This window comes from Roseixanthobacter pseudopolyaromaticivorans (assembly GCF_043195145.2).
Lineage (GTDB): Bacteria > Pseudomonadota > Alphaproteobacteria > Rhizobiales > Xanthobacteraceae > NCEH01.
On sequence record NZ_CM195539.1, the window covers coordinates 1,962,776 to 1,979,893 of the forward strand.

At 67.2% G+C, this 17,118-nt stretch carries 17 protein-coding genes; 13 read left to right on the forward strand and 4 right to left on the reverse strand.

Annotated features, from left to right (window positions below):
• The first annotated feature begins 226 nt into the window (after positions 1-226).
• The 5 genes from rnr (at position 227) to rpmG (ending at position 5,341) form a co-directional block, all read left to right on the forward strand.
• Positions 227-2,632, forward strand: coding sequence for a ribonuclease R (gene rnr, locus V5F68_RS09460; protein ID WP_394012603.1), 2,406 nt, complete (start codon positions 227-229; stop codon positions 2,630-2,632).
• On the forward strand, positions 2,629-3,102 hold the full coding sequence (locus V5F68_RS09465; protein WP_394012309.1) for a DUF983 domain-containing protein: 474 nt from the start codon (positions 2,629-2,631) through the stop codon (positions 3,100-3,102). Before rnr ends, V5F68_RS09465 begins: the two co-directional genes overlap by 4 nt.
• Entirely contained in the window at positions 3,099-3,833 is a 735-nt protein-coding gene (locus tag V5F68_RS09470) for an NUDIX hydrolase (protein ID WP_394012310.1), read from the forward strand. Before V5F68_RS09465 ends, V5F68_RS09470 begins: the two co-directional genes overlap by 4 nt.
• A gap of 45 nt (positions 3,834-3,878) precedes the next feature.
• Positions 3,879-5,054 carry an MFS transporter gene (locus tag V5F68_RS09475; RefSeq protein WP_394012311.1) on the forward strand — a complete coding sequence of 392 codons (1,176 nt, stop codon included), beginning with the start codon at positions 3,879-3,881 and terminating at the stop codon, positions 5,052-5,054.
• A 119-nt stretch (positions 5,055-5,173) separates the two neighbouring features.
• A complete protein-coding gene (gene rpmG / locus V5F68_RS09480) occupies positions 5,174-5,341 on the forward strand; it encodes a 50S ribosomal protein L33 (RefSeq protein WP_132033308.1) in 168 nt (55 codons plus the stop codon).
• Between the two features lie 365 nt (positions 5,342-5,706).
• Here the strand turns inward: rpmG and V5F68_RS09485 are convergent, their stop codons facing one another.
• Positions 5,707-6,075, reverse strand: coding sequence for a response regulator (locus tag V5F68_RS09485; RefSeq protein ID WP_348848135.1), 369 nt, complete (start codon positions 6,073-6,075; stop codon positions 5,707-5,709).
• A gap of 141 nt (positions 6,076-6,216) precedes the next feature.
• Here V5F68_RS09485 and V5F68_RS09490 point away from each other — a divergent pair, with 141 nt between their 5' ends.
• Together V5F68_RS09490 and V5F68_RS09495 are read left to right on the forward strand one after the other, a co-directional pair.
• Positions 6,217-6,543 carry a DUF3572 domain-containing protein gene (locus tag V5F68_RS09490; protein WP_394012312.1) on the forward strand — a complete coding sequence of 109 codons (327 nt, stop codon included), beginning with the start codon at positions 6,217-6,219 and terminating at the stop codon, positions 6,541-6,543.
• 6 nt (positions 6,544-6,549) lie between these two features.
• Positions 6,550-7,848: a DNA polymerase IV gene (locus tag V5F68_RS09495; RefSeq protein ID WP_394012313.1), complete on the forward strand. Its 1,299-nt coding sequence runs from the start codon at positions 6,550-6,552 to the stop codon at positions 7,846-7,848.
• A 105-nt stretch (positions 7,849-7,953) separates the two neighbouring features.
• On the opposite strand, the gene ruvX is transcribed toward V5F68_RS09495, so the two are convergent.
• Positions 7,954-8,460 (reverse strand): Holliday junction resolvase RuvX, encoded by a 507-nt coding sequence (ruvX, locus tag V5F68_RS09500; RefSeq protein WP_394012604.1) that lies wholly within the window; start codon positions 8,458-8,460, stop codon positions 7,954-7,956.
• Between the two features lie 254 nt (positions 8,461-8,714).
• On the opposite strand from ruvX, the gene V5F68_RS09505 reads away from it, so the two are divergent.
• The gene (locus V5F68_RS09505; RefSeq protein ID WP_394012314.1) at positions 8,715-9,425 is read left to right on the forward strand and encodes a metal-dependent hydrolase; all 711 of its coding nucleotides are present in this window, start codon (positions 8,715-8,717) and stop codon (positions 9,423-9,425) included.
• Positions 9,426-9,467: 42 nt separating this feature from the next.
• The gene (gene recQ / locus V5F68_RS09510) at positions 9,468-11,312 is read left to right on the forward strand and encodes a DNA helicase RecQ (protein ID WP_394012315.1); all 1,845 of its coding nucleotides are present in this window, start codon (positions 9,468-9,470) and stop codon (positions 11,310-11,312) included.
• A 146-nt stretch (positions 11,313-11,458) separates the two neighbouring features.
• Here the strand turns inward: recQ and groL are convergent, their stop codons facing one another.
• Positions 11,459-13,090: a chaperonin GroEL gene (gene groL, locus V5F68_RS09515; RefSeq protein ID WP_394012316.1), complete on the reverse strand. Its 1,632-nt coding sequence runs from the start codon at positions 13,088-13,090 to the stop codon at positions 11,459-11,461.
• A gap of 46 nt (positions 13,091-13,136) precedes the next feature.
• The gene (gene groES, locus V5F68_RS09520) at positions 13,137-13,424 is read right to left on the reverse strand and encodes a co-chaperone GroES (protein WP_348848073.1); all 288 of its coding nucleotides are present in this window, start codon (positions 13,422-13,424) and stop codon (positions 13,137-13,139) included.
• Positions 13,425-13,721: 297 nt separating this feature from the next.
• Between groES and V5F68_RS09525 the strand changes: the two genes are divergently transcribed.
• The 4 genes from V5F68_RS09525 to tgt all read left to right on the forward strand — a co-directional run bounded on the left by V5F68_RS09525 (position 13,722) and on the right by tgt (position 17,023).
• Positions 13,722-13,991, forward strand: a complete 270-nt coding sequence (locus V5F68_RS09525; protein ID WP_394012605.1) for an usg protein — start codon at positions 13,722-13,724, stop codon at positions 13,989-13,991.
• A gap of 121 nt (positions 13,992-14,112) precedes the next feature.
• Positions 14,113-14,715: an exopolysaccharide biosynthesis protein gene (locus tag V5F68_RS09530; protein ID WP_348848074.1), complete on the forward strand. Its 603-nt coding sequence runs from the start codon at positions 14,113-14,115 to the stop codon at positions 14,713-14,715.
• Between the two features lie 83 nt (positions 14,716-14,798).
• Positions 14,799-15,890 carry a tRNA preQ1(34) S-adenosylmethionine ribosyltransferase-isomerase QueA gene (gene queA, locus V5F68_RS09535; protein WP_394012317.1) on the forward strand — a complete coding sequence of 364 codons (1,092 nt, stop codon included), beginning with the start codon at positions 14,799-14,801 and terminating at the stop codon, positions 15,888-15,890.
• The gene (gene tgt, locus V5F68_RS09540; RefSeq protein WP_394012318.1) at positions 15,887-17,023 is read left to right on the forward strand and encodes a tRNA guanosine(34) transglycosylase Tgt; all 1,137 of its coding nucleotides are present in this window, start codon (positions 15,887-15,889) and stop codon (positions 17,021-17,023) included. Before queA ends, tgt begins: the two co-directional genes overlap by 4 nt.
• Positions 17,024-17,118 lie beyond the last annotated feature (95 nt).

Here is a 17,118-nt window from a genome sequence, read left to right on the forward strand (position 1 = left end):
CGCATCGTGGCGTGCGCGCGGTGCCTAAGTGCCGCGAGGGCGGCTTTGGCAAAAGCTGGTCGAAGCCGCCTCGCTCAGGTAGGTTCTGCCCGATCACTGGACCCCTGCCTTGCCGAAATCCTCAACGCCCGCCGGCCATTCTCCCCGTTCCCGTCCCAAGGCGGGGAGCAAGACGCGCGCCGGCCGCCGGCTCGCGGCGGTCGAGGCGGAGGCGCGCGCGGCCTTCGTGCCCCCCGCCCGCCAGGGCGAGGTGCCCACCAAGGCGGAGCTGACGGCCTTCATCGCGGCGCGCGGCGGCGAAGTGGACAAGCGGGAGATCGCTCGGGCGTACGGTCTCAACGGGGCGCAGAAGATCGAGCTGAAGGCGCTGCTGCGCGATCTCGCCGAAGATGGAGCGGTAGAGCGCCGTCGGCGCAAGGTGCACGTGCCCGGCGCCCTGGGCGGCGTGCTGCTGGCCGATATCTCGAGCCGCGACGCCGACGGCGAGCTGATCGCCGTTCCGGTGGAATGGGACGAGGAGCAGCACGGCGAGCCGCCGCGCATCCGTGTTGTGACGCCACGGCGCGGGCAGGGGCCGGCGCCCGGCCTGTCGGACCGGGTGCTGCTGCGCATCTTCGATGATCGCGCGCAGGAGGGGTTGCCCACCGGCCGCGTCATCAAAGTGCTGGAGAAGGCGCGCAAGCAGACCATCGGCATTTTCCGCGCCGCCCCGCACGGCGGCGGGCGCATCATCCCCGTGGACAAGAAGAATCTCGGCCGCGAATTGCAGGTGCCGCCTGGCGCGGAACAGGAGGCGCAGGACGGCGATTTGGTTTCGGTCGAGCTCATGCGCCAGCGCGTGTTCGGCCTGCCCACGGCGCGGGTGAAGGAGCGGCTCGGCTCGCTGGCCACCGAAAAGGCGATCTCGCTGGTCGCCATCCACGCCCACGGCATTCCCCACGTCTTCCCGCCCGCCGTGCTGGAGGAGGCCGCCGCCGCCAAGCCGGTGAAGCTTGCCGGGCGGGAGGATTGGCGCAAGCTGCCGCTCGTCACCATCGACCCGCCGGACGCCAAGGACCATGACGACGCGGTCCATGCGGAGGCGGACGAAGACCCGGCCAACAAGGGCGGCTTCATCCTCACGGTCGCCATCGCGGATGTCGCCGCTTATATCCCGCCGGGCTCGGCGCTGGACCGCGAAGCGCTGCTGCGGGGCAATTCGGTCTATTTCCCGGACCGGGTGGTGCCCATGCTGCCGGAGCGCATCTCCAACGATCTGTGCTCGCTGCGGCCGCACGAGGACCGCCCCGCGCTCGCGGTGCGCATGGTCATCGGCGCCGACGGCCGCAAGCGCGGTCACACGTTCCATCGCGTGCTTATGCGGTCCGCGGCCAAGCTTGCCTATGCCCAGGCGCAGGCGGCCATCGACGGGCAGGCGGACGAGGTCACCGACCCGCTCGTGGAGGGCGTGCTGCGCCCGCTCTATGCCGCCTATGCCTGCCTCAAGATCGCGCGGGAAGCCCGCCAGCCGCTGGATCTCGATCTGCCCGAGCGCAAGATCGTGCTGAAGGACGACGGCACGGTGGACCGGGTGATCGTGCCGCAGCGCCTGGACGCCCACCGCCTGATCGAGGAGTTCATGATCCTCGCCAATGTGGCGGCGGCCGAGACTTTGGAAGAGAAGCGCACGCCGCTGGTCTATCGCGTGCACGACGGCCCGACGCTGGAAAAGCTCTCGATCCTGCGGGAGTTTCTGGCGACGCTGGACATCAAGCTGCCCAAGAGCGACCAGGTTCGGCCCTCCAATTTCAACCATATCCTGGCGCAGGTGGTGGGCAGCGACATCGCGCCCATGGTCAACCAAGTGGTGCTACGCAGCCAGTCCCAGGCGGAATATTCGCCTGAAAACTACGGGCATTTCGGCCTCAACCTGCGGCGCTACGCGCATTTCACCTCGCCGATCCGCCGCTATTCGGACCTGATTGTCCATCGCGGGCTGGTGCGCGCGCATCATTTCGGCAAGGACGGCCTGCCCGAGGGCACCACGGCGGAGCAATTGGCCGAGGTGGCCACCGCCATTTCCGGCACCGAGCGGCGTGCCATGGCGGCGGAGCGCGAGACGGTGGACCGCCTCATCGCCCATCATCTCGCCGACCAAATCGGCGCCACCTTCGCCGCCCGCATCACGGGAGCCACCAAGGCGGGACTGTTCGTCGCACTCGATGAGACCGGCGCCGACGGCTTCATCCCGGCCTCGACCCTGGGCGCGGATTATTACCGCTTTGATGAGGCGCGGCAGGCCCTGGTGGGCGATCGGACGGGCGAGATGCACCGCATCGGCGACCGGGTCGAGGTGAAGCTCGTGGAAGCCGCGCCCGTCGCCGGCGCGCTGCGATTTGAGCTTCTGTCGGAGGGCGCCTATGTAAGGGGCGCCCGCGCCGGGGCACGTCCCGGCCGCCGTCCCGGTCCGGGCAAGGCGGCAGCGGGCAAGGGGCGCAGCTTCAGGCCGGCAGCCGATGCCGCCGGCCCGGCGCGCAAAGGTCCGGGAAAGCCGCGCACGGGTAAAACCGGCGCCGGCAAATCCGGGCCATCCAAATCCGGGCCATCCAAGTCAGGCCCGTCGGATGCGGGCGGGGGACGCAAACGACCATGAGTGCCATCGATCCGACCGGCCGCGCCTATGCTTATGGGCAGGCGGCTTCCGCGCCAGGCGCCGAGCGTCCGCTCGGGCGTGCACTGGCGCGCGGTGCGCTCGGCCGCTGTCCCCAATGCGGCACCGGCCGCATGTTCAGCTCCTATATCAAGGTGAACGAGGCGTGCCCGGTCTGCGATGAGGAATTCCACCATCACCGCGCCGACGATGCCCCGCCCTATGCGGTGATTTTCGTGGTGGGACATATCGTCGTGCCACTGCTCGTTCTGGTGGAAGAAGTGTTCCGCCCGGCGGTCTGGATCCACCTCGTCACGTTCCTTCCCCTCACTCTGGTCTTGAGCTTGGTGCTGCTCCCGGTATTGAAGGGGGCCCTCATCGCGCTGCAATGGTCGCGGCGCATGCATGGCTTCGACCCGAACAGTCCCGAACGCGAACCGCGCCCCTCCGCTCTCCCAACGGCCTCCCAATGACTGATCTTGCTGCACGCCTTTCCGCTGTCGAACGCCAGCAGACCAGCCCCAACGTGCGGCCGCGCGATGCGGCTTCGCTGATCCTGCTGGACCGCAGCCGCAAGGAGCCGCGCGTGCTGATGGGGCTGCGGCACCCCGGCCACCGCTTCATGCCCAACGTGTTCGTGTTTCCCGGCGGCAGCCTGGAGGCCAGCGACCGCGCCATGCCCGTCTTCGGCATGCTGGACAATGAGAGCGAGCGTCGCCTGCAGGAACAGGTGCCCCGCGCCAGCGCGCAGCGCAGCCGGGCCCTGGCCGCCGCCGCCATCCGCGAGATGTACGAGGAAACCGGCATCCTGGTCGGCACCACGGAAGCCGGCGCGCCGGAAAGCCCGGCCGAAGGCTGGAACGCCTTCCGCGAGCACGGCGTGTTCCCCAATCTCGAATCGCTCACCTTCGTGCTGCGGGCCATCACGCCGCCGCGCCGCCCCAAGCGCTTCGACACGCGCTTCTTCGCAGCGGACGTGAGCGCCATCGCCAAGAAGGTGGAAGGCATGGTGGGCCCAGACTCCGAGCTCATCGAAACCCGCTGGCTCACCTTCAAGGAAACCGAGAAGGCGGAACTTCCCGCCATCACGCGCGTCATACTTGAAGAGGTGCAGGCGCGGCTCGACGCAGGCTTCCGTCGCGAGACGCCGGTGCCGTTCTACAGCGTGCGCTACGGCAAATTCGTGCGCACCCTGCTCGATTAGGCGGCAGGCTGCCGGACACCCTTCAGGAACGTCTCAGGAATTCTCATGCATGCCCCCCAGCAGTCCGGCGCTCCCATGAGCCGGGCTGCCTCAATTACCGCAGCGATCTCCGCCATATCGGTGGTCGGCATCGGTATCAGCCTGTCGATTCCGCTCCTGGCGCTCGAGCTGGAATCGCGCGGCATTTCAAATACCTGGATCGGCATCAACACCGCTGTGGCGGGGGTGGCGACGGTTGCGACCGCGCCGTTCGTGCCGCTGATGGTGCGCAAGCTCGGGGTGCGGGCGCTGCTGACGCTGGCGATCGCCGTGACCGCCTTGAGCCTGCTGGCCTTCAAGCTGGTGCCTTCGTTCCTGCTGTGGTTTCCGTTGCGGTTCGCCTTCGGCGCCGCGCTCTGCGTCCTGTTCGCGGTGAGCGAATATTGGATCAATGCGGTCGCGCCACCGCACCGGCGCGGTCTGATCATGGGAATCTATGCCACCGGCCTGTCCGTGGGCGCGGCCATCGGGCCGGCGATTCTCGGCCTGCTCGGCACGCGCGGCTGGCCGCCCTATGTGGCCGGCGTGGTCATGCTCGCGGCCGGCGCCATTCCCATCCTGATGGCCCGTGGCATGACGCCCAAAATCGCCGATGGCGACCATCACGGCGTGCTGATGTTCATCCGCCTGTCGCCGGTCGCGACGCTCGCCGCCCTGGTGTTCGGCGCGATCGAAACCGCCGTCATGAGCTTCCTGCCGCTCTATGGCGTGCGGCTCGGCCTGCCGGAGGGGGGGGCCTCGCTGCTGCTCACCATCGCGGTGCTGGGGAATGTGGTGTTCCAGATTCCCCTCGGCCTCGTCAGCGACCGAATCGACCGCCGTATCCTGCTGCTGGGCTGCGCGTTGTTCGGCACCATCGGCGCGCTGGTGATGGTGCAGATCGCGGTCGATACGCTGGCGTTCAAGGTCGCGGTGTTCCTGGCCACCGGCGTCGTGGGCAGCCTCTACACCGTGGGCCTCGCCCATCTCGGCGCGCGATTCCACGGCGCCGACCTTGCTGCCGCCAATGCGGCGTTCGTGATGCTCTATTCGCTGGGGCTCATCATCGGCCCGCCGCTGGTCGGTCTCGGCATGGACATCTACAACCCTTACGGCTTCGCGTATGTGATGGCCGGCATGCTGGGCATGTATGTGCTGGTGGTGGCCGGCCACATGATGGTGGAAAAGCGCGCCCATGCTTGACATTTCGGGCGTGATGGGGGAATTTCCGCGCCCACGTGCCGCCAACGCGGTGGCGCGAGCGTAATTCTTTTCCGCGACCGCTTTCGGTTCGCGCGCCGTAGCGGCATCAAGGATAGACCATGGCCAAGGCTGCAACCATTAAGATCAAGCTTCTGTCCAGCGCGGACACGGGCGTGTTCTATGTCACCAAGAAGAACTCCCGCACCAAGACCGACAAGCTGGTGCTGAAGAAGTATGACCCGGTGGCCAAGAAGCACGTCGAATTCCGCGAGACGAAGATCAAGTGATCTGACCCGTTCATCGTGACTGACCAGGGCGCCTCTCGGGGCGCCCTTTTCTTTTGCGGCGAGGGCGGCGCAGCTCCGCCTTCCGCGTGCAGCGTCTTTCCCGCGGGGGAGGGCAGGGGCGGGTGGCATGCGGAATGAGAAGAATCGGGCGGGTGGCCGACGGCGGGCGCGCGGGGAGGCCACCCACACAGCCCGGCCGCCGGCCGAACCCCACGGACCCAGGAGATGCGGCGGACCTGAGCACTCCGTAGGGTATTTTCGAAGCGGGCCCGCGCCCTGCGCAGACACCGAGCTTCACGTCCCGACAGGTCGAAGGTAGCGGAAGCGCGCGCGATGTCAAAGCACCCGATTCGCGCCCGGCGCGGTCATCCCCCGCTATAAATGCGCACCGTCTCCAGGAATTTCGCAACCGAAATGGGCTTGGAAAGATAGGCTTCGCACCCGCCCGCCCGGATGCGTTCCTCATCGCCCTTCATGGCGAACGCGGTCACGGCGACCACGGGAATTGAGCGCAGCTCGGGGTCGGCCTTCAGCCAGCCGGTCACTTCCAGGCCCGAGACCTCGGGCAGCTGGATGTCCATCAAGATAAGGTCCGGCTTGTGCTTGCGCGCAAGCGGCACCGCTTCCACGCCGGTGCGGGTCTGCACGGTCTGATACCCGTTGGCTTCCAGCAGATCGTGGAAGAGCTTCATGTTCAGCTCGTTGTCCTCCACGATCATCACCGTTTTCGGCATACCTCTGTCCCCGCCCATGAGGCCCGCCTCCGCGCCGGTGGCGCGGCTCCGAACATCGTGCTGCATGCCAACCGCTTCGCTTTTCGCGCGAGGATCGGACATGATGGCTCAAGCTAGAGACCATTCGTTGCGGAAGCGCAAATGCCCATCAAAGATCATTCGAACACACCGGCGCGGGTGCGGCATGCGGCCGATGCCGTCGCGCTGTCCGCCCTCGGGTTCCTGGCGCAGGAGCCGGACCGCATCGGCCGCTTCCTGGCCGAGACCGGGCTCGGCCCGGCGGAACTGCGCGCGGCGGCCCGCGAGCCTCATTTCAATGCCGGCCTGCTCGCCTTTTTGCTGGCAGACGAGCCCTTGCTGCTCGAATTCTCGACCCATGCCGGCTTGAAGCCGCAGGATGTGGCGCGCGCCCACGACGTGCTCAATCCGCCCTTCGATCCCGACGCGCCGGCGCGCCGCGAGCGCTGACGATCCGTGAACGCGCCGCTTCCGGGCTTCTGCCGCGACTGCCTCGCCGATGCGGGAAGCGGGCCGAGGTGCGTTGCCTGCGGCAGTCCGCGTTTGGTGCGGCACGCGCACATCGATTCGCTCACCGTCGCCCATGTGGATTGCGACGCCTTCTTCGCCGCGGTCGAGAAGCGGGACGATCCGAGCCTTGCGGATGTGCCGCTGATCATCGGCGGCGGCACGCGCGGGGTGGTCTCCACCGCGTGCTATATCGCCCGCATCCATGGGGTGCGTTCCGCCATGCCCATGTTCAAGGCCAAGGCCCTGTGCCCGCAGGCGGTGGTGCTGAAGCCGAACATGGAGAAATACCGCGTCGCCGGCCGGCAGGTGCGCGCGCTCATGCAGGCGCTGACCCCTTTGGTGGAGCCGCTCTCCATCGACGAGGCCTTCCTCGATCTCGCCGGCACCGAGCGGCTGCACCGCCTCTCGCCGGGCCGCGCGCTGGCGCGCTTTGCCCAGCAGGTGGAAACCGAAGTTGGGATTACCGTTTCGATAGGGCTCGCAAGCAACAAATTCCTGGCCAAGACCGCCTCCGACCTGGACAAGCCGCGCGGCTATTCGGTGCTGGGGCAGGAGGAGGCCGCGGACTTTCTCGCGCCTCGGCCGATCACCTTCATCTGGGGCGTGGGGCCCGCCTTCGGGGCGAAGCTCGCACGCGATGGGCTGAACCGCATCGCCGACATCCAGCGCCTCGGCGAAATCGACATGCTGCGCCGCTATGGGGCGGAAGGGCAGCGGCTGTGGCGGCTGTCGTTCGGCATAGACATGCGCAAGGTGGAGCCGCATCGCGAGGCGAAAAGCGTTTCCGCCGAAACCACGTTCGACACCGACATCCGCGATTTGCGCCCGCTAGAGCAGATTCTCTACGGCCTGTGCGAAGAGGTGTGCGGCCGCCTGCGGCGCGGCGAGATCGCCGGGCGCACGGTGACGCTGAAGCTGAAGGGCGCCGATTTCCGCGCCAAGACTCGCTCGCGCGCCCTCGACACGCCCACCCGGCTGGCCGCGCGGCTGTATGAGGCCGCCCACGATCTGTTGCTGAAGGAGGTGGACGGCACGGCCTATCGCCTCATCGGCGTCGGCCTGTCCGATCTCGTGCCGGGCGCCGAGGCAGACCCTGCCGACCTGGTGGACACGAAAACCCCGCGCCTCAAGGCGGCGGAAGACGCCATGGAGCAATTGCGCGCCAAGTTCGGGGCGGGGGCCGTGGATCGCGGCATCCTGCTGGGTGCGACGCCGCGCCATCGCCGTCCGCCGCGCCCGCGCTGAGGCCGTCCCAAAGCGGGACAGGGGCGGTGCGGCGATGAGAACGTGGCGGGACCGAACCGTGTCCGAATCGCCCGTGCCCGCGTGTTCCGCCTGCGTTCCTCCGCGCTAATCCGGCAGGTCTTCCTCGGGCGCGTTCTCGTCCGCAATGCGGCCGAGGAAATCCAGCGCGCCCTGGAGGATGAAGGCGGCGGCGTGCTGGTCGATCACCTGCGCCCGCTTCGCCCGGCTCGCGTCCGCCGCGATCAGCGCGCGTTCGACGGCGGCGGTGGAGAGGCGCTCGTCCCAGAGCCCGATGGGCCGCTCGCTGATGCGCGCGAAATTGCGCGCGAACGTGCGGCTCGCCTGGGCACGGGGGCCTTCGCTCCCGTCCATGTTGAGCGGCAGGCCGAGGATGAAGGCGACCGCATTGCGCTCCCTGGCGAGAACCAGCAGACGCGCCGCATCGGCGGTGAATTTGGTGCGCCACACGGTTTCCACCACGGTGGCAAGCCGCCGGTCGGGGTCGCAGCTGGCGACGCCGATGGTCTTGGTGCCGAGGTCCAGTCCCAGCAACGCGCCGCGCGGCGGCAGGAGGCCGACGAGATCGGCAAGCGGCAGCACGCGCGCGGCAATTGGGGGGGAGACGGCGGGCTGATCCTTGCTCATTCCCTTGGCTAGCATGCGACGCCCCCCGCGTCACACATGCGCGCGCCGCATGCCTTGCGCGTTGCACCGACGAACGGCTTTCGCGATACTCGTCCGACACCCCAGGGCGGTTGGCGCGCAACATGCCTCCTGCGCGAAAGCCCCGGGAAGACCATCCTTTCCCCACGGCGGCGGGCTCCGCTTCGGTTTCGCCCCGGGGATCGAATCTCGAAGGCCATTTCATGAAAATCACATGGTTCGGACATGCCGCCTTCCGCCTGGACTTCGCGGACAAGGCCGTGCTCATCGACCCGTTTTTCACCGGCAACCCATCCTTTTCGGCCGGGCGGCGCAATGCGGTGCAGGGCGTTACGCATATTCTGCTGACCCATGGGCATGGCGATCACATCGGCGATACCGTGGAGATCGTCAAAGAAGCCGAAGCGGCGCACCGGGCGATCCCGGTGGTCTGCAATCCGGAGATTTCCGGTTTTCTCGGCGGCCAGGGCCTGACCAAGTTCGAGATGATGAACACCGGCGGCACGGTCGATCTCGGCGGCTTCACCGTCACCATGGTGCGCGGGGATCATTCCTCCGGCGGCGGCGGCGCGCACCCGACATATCTCGGCAATCCCACGGGCCTGATCGTGAAGGCGCCGGGCCAGCCGACGGTGTGGCACCTGGGCGATACCGACATCTTTTCCGACATGGCGCTGCTGAGCGAGATCCACAAGCCGAAGGTGGCGTTCGTGCCCATCGGCGACCGGTTCACCATGGGGCCGGACACGGCGGCGCTGGCGGTGAAGCGGTTCCTTAATGTGGAGAATGTGGTGCCGTGCCATTACGGCTCGTTCCCCATTCTGGTGAAGGACGCCCGGCGGTTCGTCGCCGCGCTGGAAGGGCATCCCACCAAGGTGATCGTGCCGGCGAGCGGCGGCAGCTTCGAGCTGTGAGGCGGCGCGTTGCCGGCTCGCCGGCCCGCGTTATAAAGGGCCATGTTCGCCGCCCTGCCGCTTGAGTCGCCGAAGGTCCCCCCTTCGTCTAAGGACCCGCGAGAGATCCTGCGTCATGTCTTCGGATATGAGGCGTTTCGCGGGCCGCAGGCGGAGATCGTCGCGCACGTCTGCGCTGGCGGCGATGCGCTCGTGCTTATGCCCACCGGCGGCGGCAAGTCGCTGTGCTATCAGGTGCCGGCCCTGGTGCGGCCCGGCACGGGCATCGTCATTTCCCCGCTCATCGCCTTGATGCACGACCAGGTGCAGGCGCTGCGCCAGTTGGGCGTGAGAGCCGCGGCGCTCAATTCCTCGCTGCCGCCCGGCGAGGCGCGGCAGGTGGAGCGGGCGCTCGCCATGGGCGAACTCGATCTGCTCTATGTGGCGCCCGAGCGCCTTCTGACCGACAGCTTCCTCACCTTGCTCCAGGGCGCGCGCATCGCGCTCTTCGCCATCGACGAAGCGCACTGCGTCTCCCAATGGGGGCACGATTTCCGCCCGGAATATCGCCAGCTGACGCTGCTGCACGAGCGTTTCCCCGGGATTCCCCGCATCGCGCTCACCGCCACCGCCGATGGGCCGACGCGCCGCGAGATCGTCGAGCGGCTGGGGCTGGAGGAGGGGCGGGTCTTCCTCTCCAGCTTCGACCGGCCGAATATCCGCTATCGCATCGCCGCCAAGTCCAACCCAAAGGCCCAGCTGCGGGCGCTGCTGGACGAGCACGAGGGCGAAGCCGGCATCATCTATTGCATGAGCCGCGCGAAGGTGGAGGCCACCGCCCAGGCGCTGATGGACGAGGGCCGCATGGCGCTGCCCTATCACGCCGGGCTCGACGCCGAAACGCGCGCCCGCCACCAGGATCGCTTCCTGAAGGAAGACGGCATCGTGATGGTGGCGACGGTGGCGTTCGGCATGGGCATCGACAAGCCGGACGTGCGCTTCGTGGTGCATCTCGACCTGCCGAAGAGCATCGAGGCCTATTATCAGGAGACCGGCCGCGCCGGGCGCGATGGTCTGCCCTCCGAGGCGCTGCTGCTCTATGGCGTCGAGGATGTGGCGAAGCTGATCCAGTTTGTGGAGGCTTCCGACGCGCCCGAAGCCCGCAAGCGCGTGGAGCGGCAGAAGCTCGATGCTTTGCTGGGGCTGTGCGAGACCGCCAATTGCCGGCGCCAGGTGCTGCTGTCCTATTTCGAGGAGCAGCGCGAAGAGCCGTGCGGCAATTGCGACACCTGCCTGGAGCCGGTGCGCACCTATGACGGCACGCAGGCGGTGCAGAAGCTGCTGTCCTGCGTCTATCGCACCGGCGAGCGCTTCGGCGCCGGGCACGTCATCGATGTGCTCGTGGGCGCGACCACGGAGAAGATCACCAAATTCCAGCACGACACGCTGAGCACGTTCGGCATCGGCAAGGAGACCTCGCGGGACGAGTGGCGCGCCATCGTCCGGCAGGTGGTGGCGCTCGGCCTGCTTCAGGTGGATGTGGAAGGCCACGGCGGCCTGTCCCTTTCGACCGCCTGCCGGCCGGTGCTGCGCGGGGAACGGCGTATCGAGCTGAAGGTGGAAGCGCGCACCCGTGCGGCGCGGGTGACGGGCGGGGCGCGGGCGCCGAAGACGGCGCTCTCCGATCCCCACGACGAGGCGCTGTATCAGAAGCTGCGGGCGCTGCGCCTGGAGCTGGCGCGCGCTCAGGGCGTGCCGCCTTATGTGATCTTCCACGACACGACGCTGATGGAGATCGCGCGCGTGCGGCCACGCTCGCTGGCCGGGCTCGGCGATGTGTCCGGCGTGGGCGAAGCCAAGCTGGAGCGCTATGGCACGCAATTCCTGAAAGCCGTGCGCGAGGCGTAGCGGCGGGCATTGCTCCGGGCCGCGCGAAAAATCCTGCGCCGCACTTAAAGCTTTCTCTCAACACGCGCGCTCAAAATGGCGGCGCGCAACGAAAAAGGGCGCAGCTCGCGCTGCGCCCTTCCCCTGAACCGAACGCTGCGAAGCGATCAGTAATCCATGCCGCCGCCGGGCATCTGGGGCATCGCGGCCCCGCCCTTCTTGGGCACTTCGGCGATGAGCGCTTCCGTGGTGATGAGCAGCGAAGCCACCGAGGCGGCATCCTGCAGGGCGGTGCGCACGACCTTGGTGGGGTCGATGATGCCGGCCTTCACCATGTCGACATACTCGCCGGTCTGGGCGTTGTAGCCGAAGGAATAATCCGGGTTTTCCAGGATCTTGCCGACCACGACCGAACCATCGTCGCCCGCGTTCTGGACGATCTGGCGGGCCGGGGTCTGGATCGCGCGGCGCACGATCTCGATGCCGGTCTTCTGGTCGGCATTCTCAACCGCGATGCCGGCCAGCACAGCGATGGAGCGCAGCAGCGCAACGCCGCCGCCGGGGACGATGCCTTCTTCCACCGCAGCGCGGGTGGCGTGCAGGGCGTCGTCGACGCGGTCCTTCTTTTCCTTCACTTCCACTTCCGTGGAGCCGCCGACGCGGATGACGGCGACGCCACCGGCCAGCTTGGCCAGACGCTCCTGGAGCTTCTCACGGTCGTAGTCCGAGGTGGTCTCCTCGATCTGCGCCTTGATCTGCGCCACGCGGGCTTCGATGTCGGCCTTCTCGCCGGCGCCGTCCACGATCGTGGTGTTTTCCTTCTCGATCACGACCTTCTTGGCGCGGCCGAGCATGGAAAGATCGACGCTGTCGAGCTTGATGCCGAGGTCTTCCGAGATGGCCTGGCCGCCGGTCAGGATGGCGATATCCTGCAGCATGGCCTTGCGGCGATCACCGAAGCCGGGAGCCTTCACGGCCGCGACCTTGAGGCCGCCGCGCAGCTTGTTCACGACGAGGGTGGCGAGGGCTTCGCCTTCCACGTCCTCGGCGATGATCACGAGCGGCTTGCCGGACTGCACGACGGCTTCGAGAACCGGCAGCAATTCCTGGAGGCCCGAGAGCTTCTTCTCGTTGATGAGGATGTAGGGATCCTCAAACTCAACGCGCATCTTCTCGGCATTGGTGACGAAATAGGGCGAGAGATAGCCGCGGTCGAACTGCATGCCTTCGACGACGTCCAGCTCGCTGAGCGCGGTCTTGGCTTCCTCGACCGTGATGACGCCTTCGTTGCCGACCCGCTCCATGGCCTCGGCCAGGAACTTGCCGACTTCGGCATCGCCGTTGGCGGAGATGGTGCCGACCTGGGCGATCTCGGCGTTCGAGGTCACCTTCTTGGACTTGGCGGCGAGATCCTTGACGATGGCGTCGACCGCGAGGTCGATGCCGCGCTTCAGGTCCATGGGGTTCATGCCGGCGGCGACCGACTTGGCGCCTTCACGGACGATGGCCTGGGCCAGCACGGTCGCGGTGGTGGTGCCGTCGCCGGCCAGGTCATTGGTCTTGGACGCGACTTCGCGGAGCAGCTGGGCGCCGAGGTTCTCGAACTTGTCTTCCAGTTCGATTTCCTTGGCGACGGTCACGCCGTCCTTGGTGATGCGCGGGGCGCCGTAGGACTTTTCGATCACCACGTTGCGGCCCTTGGGACCGAGGGTGACCTTTACGGCGTTGGCGAGAATGTCGACGCCGCGCAGCAAGCGATCGCGCGCATCAACGGAGAATTTTACTTCTTTGGCAGCCATGTGCCGTCTCCTGAATTTCGAGGAACGTGGAAGGGAAGGCGACGGCTCAGGCGATGACGCCGAGGATGTCGCTTTCCTTCATGATGAGCAGGTCCTGGCCGTCGATCTTCACCTCGGAGCCGGACCACTTGCCGAACAGCACGCGATCGCCGGCCTTCACGTCGAGGGCGACAACAGTGCCGCTTTCGTCACGCGCGCCAGGGCCCACGGAAACCACCTCGCCCTCCTGGGGCTTTTCCTTGGCGGTGTCGGGGATAATGATGCCGCCAGCAGTCTTCTGCTCCGCTTCAATGCGCTTCACGACCACGCGGTCATGTAAAGGGCGGAAACCCATCGGGAACCTCCGGTTCAATGTTTGATCTTCTTCACGGGCGCGGCATCACCGCCGCGGCCAGCCTGATCTAGGAGGGGCTTCGTCCCCTCGCAAGGGCAGGCGGGCGGATTATTAGCACTCTTCGGTGGTGAGTGCTACGGGGCCGGTCCCGGCCACCTTGTCAGCACTCCGGCGCCTTCGCTGCTAACGCCTTGAATTTGAACCGATATACCAAATTTTAGTCTGGCCCGCGCAAGGTAGCGAGCCGACAATCCTTTTGCCCATGATCGATTGGAGCACCGCACGGAGGTGTCGAAGATGGTTTCGGAGGGTTTTGCCAAACAGATGGCGGGCTACGGCCTGGCCACCGCTCACATTCTCTACCGCATGCCGGACCACCCGGCGTTCTTGCAGAGCTTTATCTGGCAGCAATATGATTTGTGCCCGAAATTTCCCGAGCTGATGAAATTCCTTGAATTTTGGGAGCGCGATCTGGACGGAAAGTTGCATTCGGTGGAGGTCACGCACCAGCAATTGATCAAGCCCGCCGAACTGCGCACCGTCAGCGGCCTGTTCGTGTTGCACTGAGGCGTTCGGCGCCGGAGCGATCCACGGGGGCAAGCCAACAGGCTGGAGCGATTGCAGCTTATGCCCTGACAGCGCCGCTTTCGCGGTGCTAAGAGGAAGGCCTGAAGGACCCGAGGCCCCCGTGGATCATCGCACACCGCGCACGTCTGAACTGCTCGCCGCCGTACTCGCCGCCCAGGAAGGAGAGCGCGTCGCCATCGGCGATCTGATCAATGCGCTGCGCAACCGCGCCTTCGGCATTACTTTTCTGCTGTTCGGCATTCCCAATTGCATTCCCATGCCGCCGGGAATCCCGGTGATCTGCGGTATCGTGCTCGGCCTCATCGGCCTGCAGATGGCCATGGGCCGGCAGGAATTGTGGCTGCCGGACCGGATCGCCCGCCAGACCTTCTCCCGCAGCATGCTGGACGCCATCGTCACCCGGTCGCGTCCCACCATCGAATGGTTCGAGCGCTGGTCGCGGCCCCGCATGGAGATGTTCGCCGGCCCCACGGCCCGCCGGGTGGTGGGCGCGGTGGTGGTGCTGCTCGGCTTCATCTTGCTGCTGCCCATTCCGTTCCTCGGCAATCTGCCGCCGGGCTTTGCCGTGTGCATCTTCGGCCTCGGCCTGGTGGAGCGCGACGGCGCGGTGATCCTCGCCGGCTTCTTCGCCACCGTGCTGGGTATTTTGATCACGGCGGCCATGAGCTGGGCCATCTGGCAGGGCGCCGTCGCCATCTTCTGAGCGCTCGTTTGGTGGTTTCCCTTCCGGCCAAACCGAATTAGGAAGGCGCTCCCGCCGCATGGACCGCGGCGCATGTGGGTTTCATGCGCGTAGACGCCTTTGATTTCGAACTGCCGCCCGAGCTGATCGCGCTCCGCCCCGCCGAGCCGCGCGCCGCCGCGCGCCTGCTGGTGGTGCGCCCTGACGGAACGCCGGAGCTGGAGGACGCCCATATCGGCGACCTGCCCCGCTTCCTGCGGCCGGGCGATGCGCTGGTCATCAACGATACCAAGGTCATCCCCGCCCGCCTCGACGGCACCCGCAGCCGCGAGGGCGGCTCCACCGTGCGCATCGAGGCGACGTTGGTGAAGCGCCTTTCACCCGAGTGCTGGCGCACCTTCGCGCGTCCCGCCAAGCGCCTCGCGCCGGGGGATCGGGTGCGCTTCGGCGGTGCGGGCGAGACGTGCGCCCTCGGCACGCTGGATGCGACCGTGCTGGCCAAGGGCGAGGAGGGCGACGTGGATTTCGCCTTCGACCTGTCCGGCGCGGCGCTCGATGCCGCCATCGATGCGGTCGGCCATATGCCGCTGCCGCCTTATATCGCCGCCCGACGGCCGGAGGATGCGCAGGACCGCATCGACTACCAGCCGATTTTCGCGCAGGTGGAAGGCTCGGTCGCCGCGCCCACGGCCAGCCTGCATTTCACCCCCGCGCTGATGGACGCGGTCCGCGCCGCCGGTGCTTCTTTCCATAAGGTGACGCTGCATGTGGGGCCGGGCACCTTCCTGCCGGTGAAGGCGGACGACACCTCCGGCCATCGCATGCATGCCGAATGGGGCGAGGTGAGCGAAGAGACCGCCGCCGCCCTCAATGCCGTGCGCGCGGCCGGTGGTCGGATCATCACCATCGGCTCAACGCCGACCCGGCTGATCGAGAGCGCCGCCGCGCCCGACGGGACCCTGTCTGCCTATCGCGGCGAGACCGACATTTTCATCACCCCCGGCTATGCCTTCCGCGCCGTGGACGCGATGCTGACGAACTTCCACCTGCCGCGCTCGACCTTGGTGATGCTGGTGGCCGCCCTGATCGGCCACGATCTCCAGAAGCGCGCCTATGCCCATGCCATCGCGGACGGCTATCGCTTCTATTCCTATGGCGATGCCTGCCTGCTTCTGCCCGAGCGCCTGCACCGATGACCGACGCCTTTTCCTTCGCCCTCCACGCCACCGACGGCGCCGCGCGCACGGGCGAAATCTCCACGCCGCGGGGTGAAATCCGCACGCCCGCCTTCATGCCGGTGGGCACGGCGGCAACCGTGAAGGGCGTCTATCCTGAGCAGGTGCGCGCCACGGGCGCCGATATCCTTTTGGGCAACACCTATCATTTGATGCTGCGCCCCGGCGCCGAGCGCATCGCCCGGCTCGGCGGGCTGCATCATTTCATGCGCTGGGAGCGGCCGATCCTCACCGATTCCGGCGGCTTCCAGGTCATGTCGCTCTCGGCCTTGCGCAAACTGAGCGAGGACGGCGTCACCTTCCGCTCCCATATCGACGGGGCGGTGCACGAGCTGACGCCGGAGCGGGCGGTGGAGATCCAGGGGCTGCTCGGCTCGGACATTCAAATGCAGCTGGATGAATGCGTGCGCCTGCCGTGCGAGGATGCCGAGGCCGAGCGCGCCATGCGCCTGTCGCTGCGCTGGGCGGAGCGCTCCAAGCGCGCGTTCGAGGCGCAGCCCAAGGGGCGGGCCCTGTTCGGCATCGTCCAGGGGGGCGCCGTGGAGCGCCTGCGCATCGAATCCGCCCACGCCTTGGCGGATATGGACTTCCCCGGCTATTCCATCGGCGGCCTCGCCGTGGGCGAGCCGCAGGAGGTCATGCTGCGCATGATCGAGACGGTGGAGCCTTATCTGCCCTCCACCAAGCCGCGCTATCTCATGGGGGTGGGCACGCCCGACGATCTGCTGGAGGCGGTGGGGCGCGGCATCGACATGTTTGATTGCGTCATGCCCACCCGTTCGGGCCGGCATGCGCTCGCCTTCACCCGCTTCGGCAAGATCAATCTGAAGAACGCGCGCCACGCGGAGGACCCGCGTCCCCTGGACGAGGAGAGCGGCTGCCCGGCGCTGCGGGATTATTCGCGCGCCTATCTCCACCACCTCATCCGCTGCGGCGAGATGCTGGGCTCCATGCTGCTCTCCTGGGCGAACCTGCATTATTACCAGGACCTGATGGCCGGCATGCGCGCCGCCATCGCCGAGGGGCGGTTCCAGGAGTTTCGCGCCCAGACGAAGGCCGGATGGGCGGCGGGCGATATTCCCGAGCGGGGCTGAGGGTCGGCGGATTCATGTTCGCGGAACTTCGGCCGAATTGACGGTGCCATCGGCCAAAAAGGCGCGGAGAAGCGCCAGGAAACCACTGTTCGTCC

Bases quoted from the DNA above. Each gene is read 5' to 3' on its own strand.
- recQ (WP_394012315.1), top strand. From the start codon at position 9,468: ATGTTCGCCGCCCTGCCGCTTGAGTCGCCGAAGGTCCCCCCTTCGTCT.
- V5F68_RS09465 (WP_394012309.1), top strand. From the start codon at position 2,629: ATGAGTGCCATCGATCCGACCGGCCGCGCCTATGCTTATGGGCAGGCG.
- V5F68_RS09490 (WP_394012312.1), top strand. From the start codon at position 6,217: ATGCCCATCAAAGATCATTCGAACACACCGGCGCGGGTGCGGCATGCG.
- V5F68_RS09485 (WP_348848135.1), bottom strand. From the start codon at position 6,075: ATGCCGAAAACGGTGATGATCGTGGAGGACAACGAGCTGAACATGAAG.
- rpmG (WP_132033308.1), top strand. From the start codon at position 5,174: ATGGCCAAGGCTGCAACCATTAAGATCAAGCTTCTGTCCAGCGCGGAC.
- queA (WP_394012317.1), top strand. From the start codon at position 14,799: ATGCGCGTAGACGCCTTTGATTTCGAACTGCCGCCCGAGCTGATCGCG.
- groL (WP_394012316.1), bottom strand. From the start codon at position 13,090: ATGGCTGCCAAAGAAGTAAAATTCTCCGTTGATGCGCGCGATCGCTTG.
- V5F68_RS09525 (WP_394012605.1), top strand. From the start codon at position 13,722: ATGGTTTCGGAGGGTTTTGCCAAACAGATGGCGGGCTACGGCCTGGCC.
- groES (WP_348848073.1), bottom strand. From the start codon at position 13,424: ATGGGTTTCCGCCCTTTACATGACCGCGTGGTCGTGAAGCGCATTGAA.
- V5F68_RS09470 (WP_394012310.1), top strand. From the start codon at position 3,099: ATGACTGATCTTGCTGCACGCCTTTCCGCTGTCGAACGCCAGCAGACC.
- V5F68_RS09505 (WP_394012314.1), top strand. From the start codon at position 8,715: ATGAAAATCACATGGTTCGGACATGCCGCCTTCCGCCTGGACTTCGCG.
- V5F68_RS09475 (WP_394012311.1), top strand. From the start codon at position 3,879: ATGCATGCCCCCCAGCAGTCCGGCGCTCCCATGAGCCGGGCTGCCTCA.
- tgt (WP_394012318.1), top strand. From the start codon at position 15,887: ATGACCGACGCCTTTTCCTTCGCCCTCCACGCCACCGACGGCGCCGCG.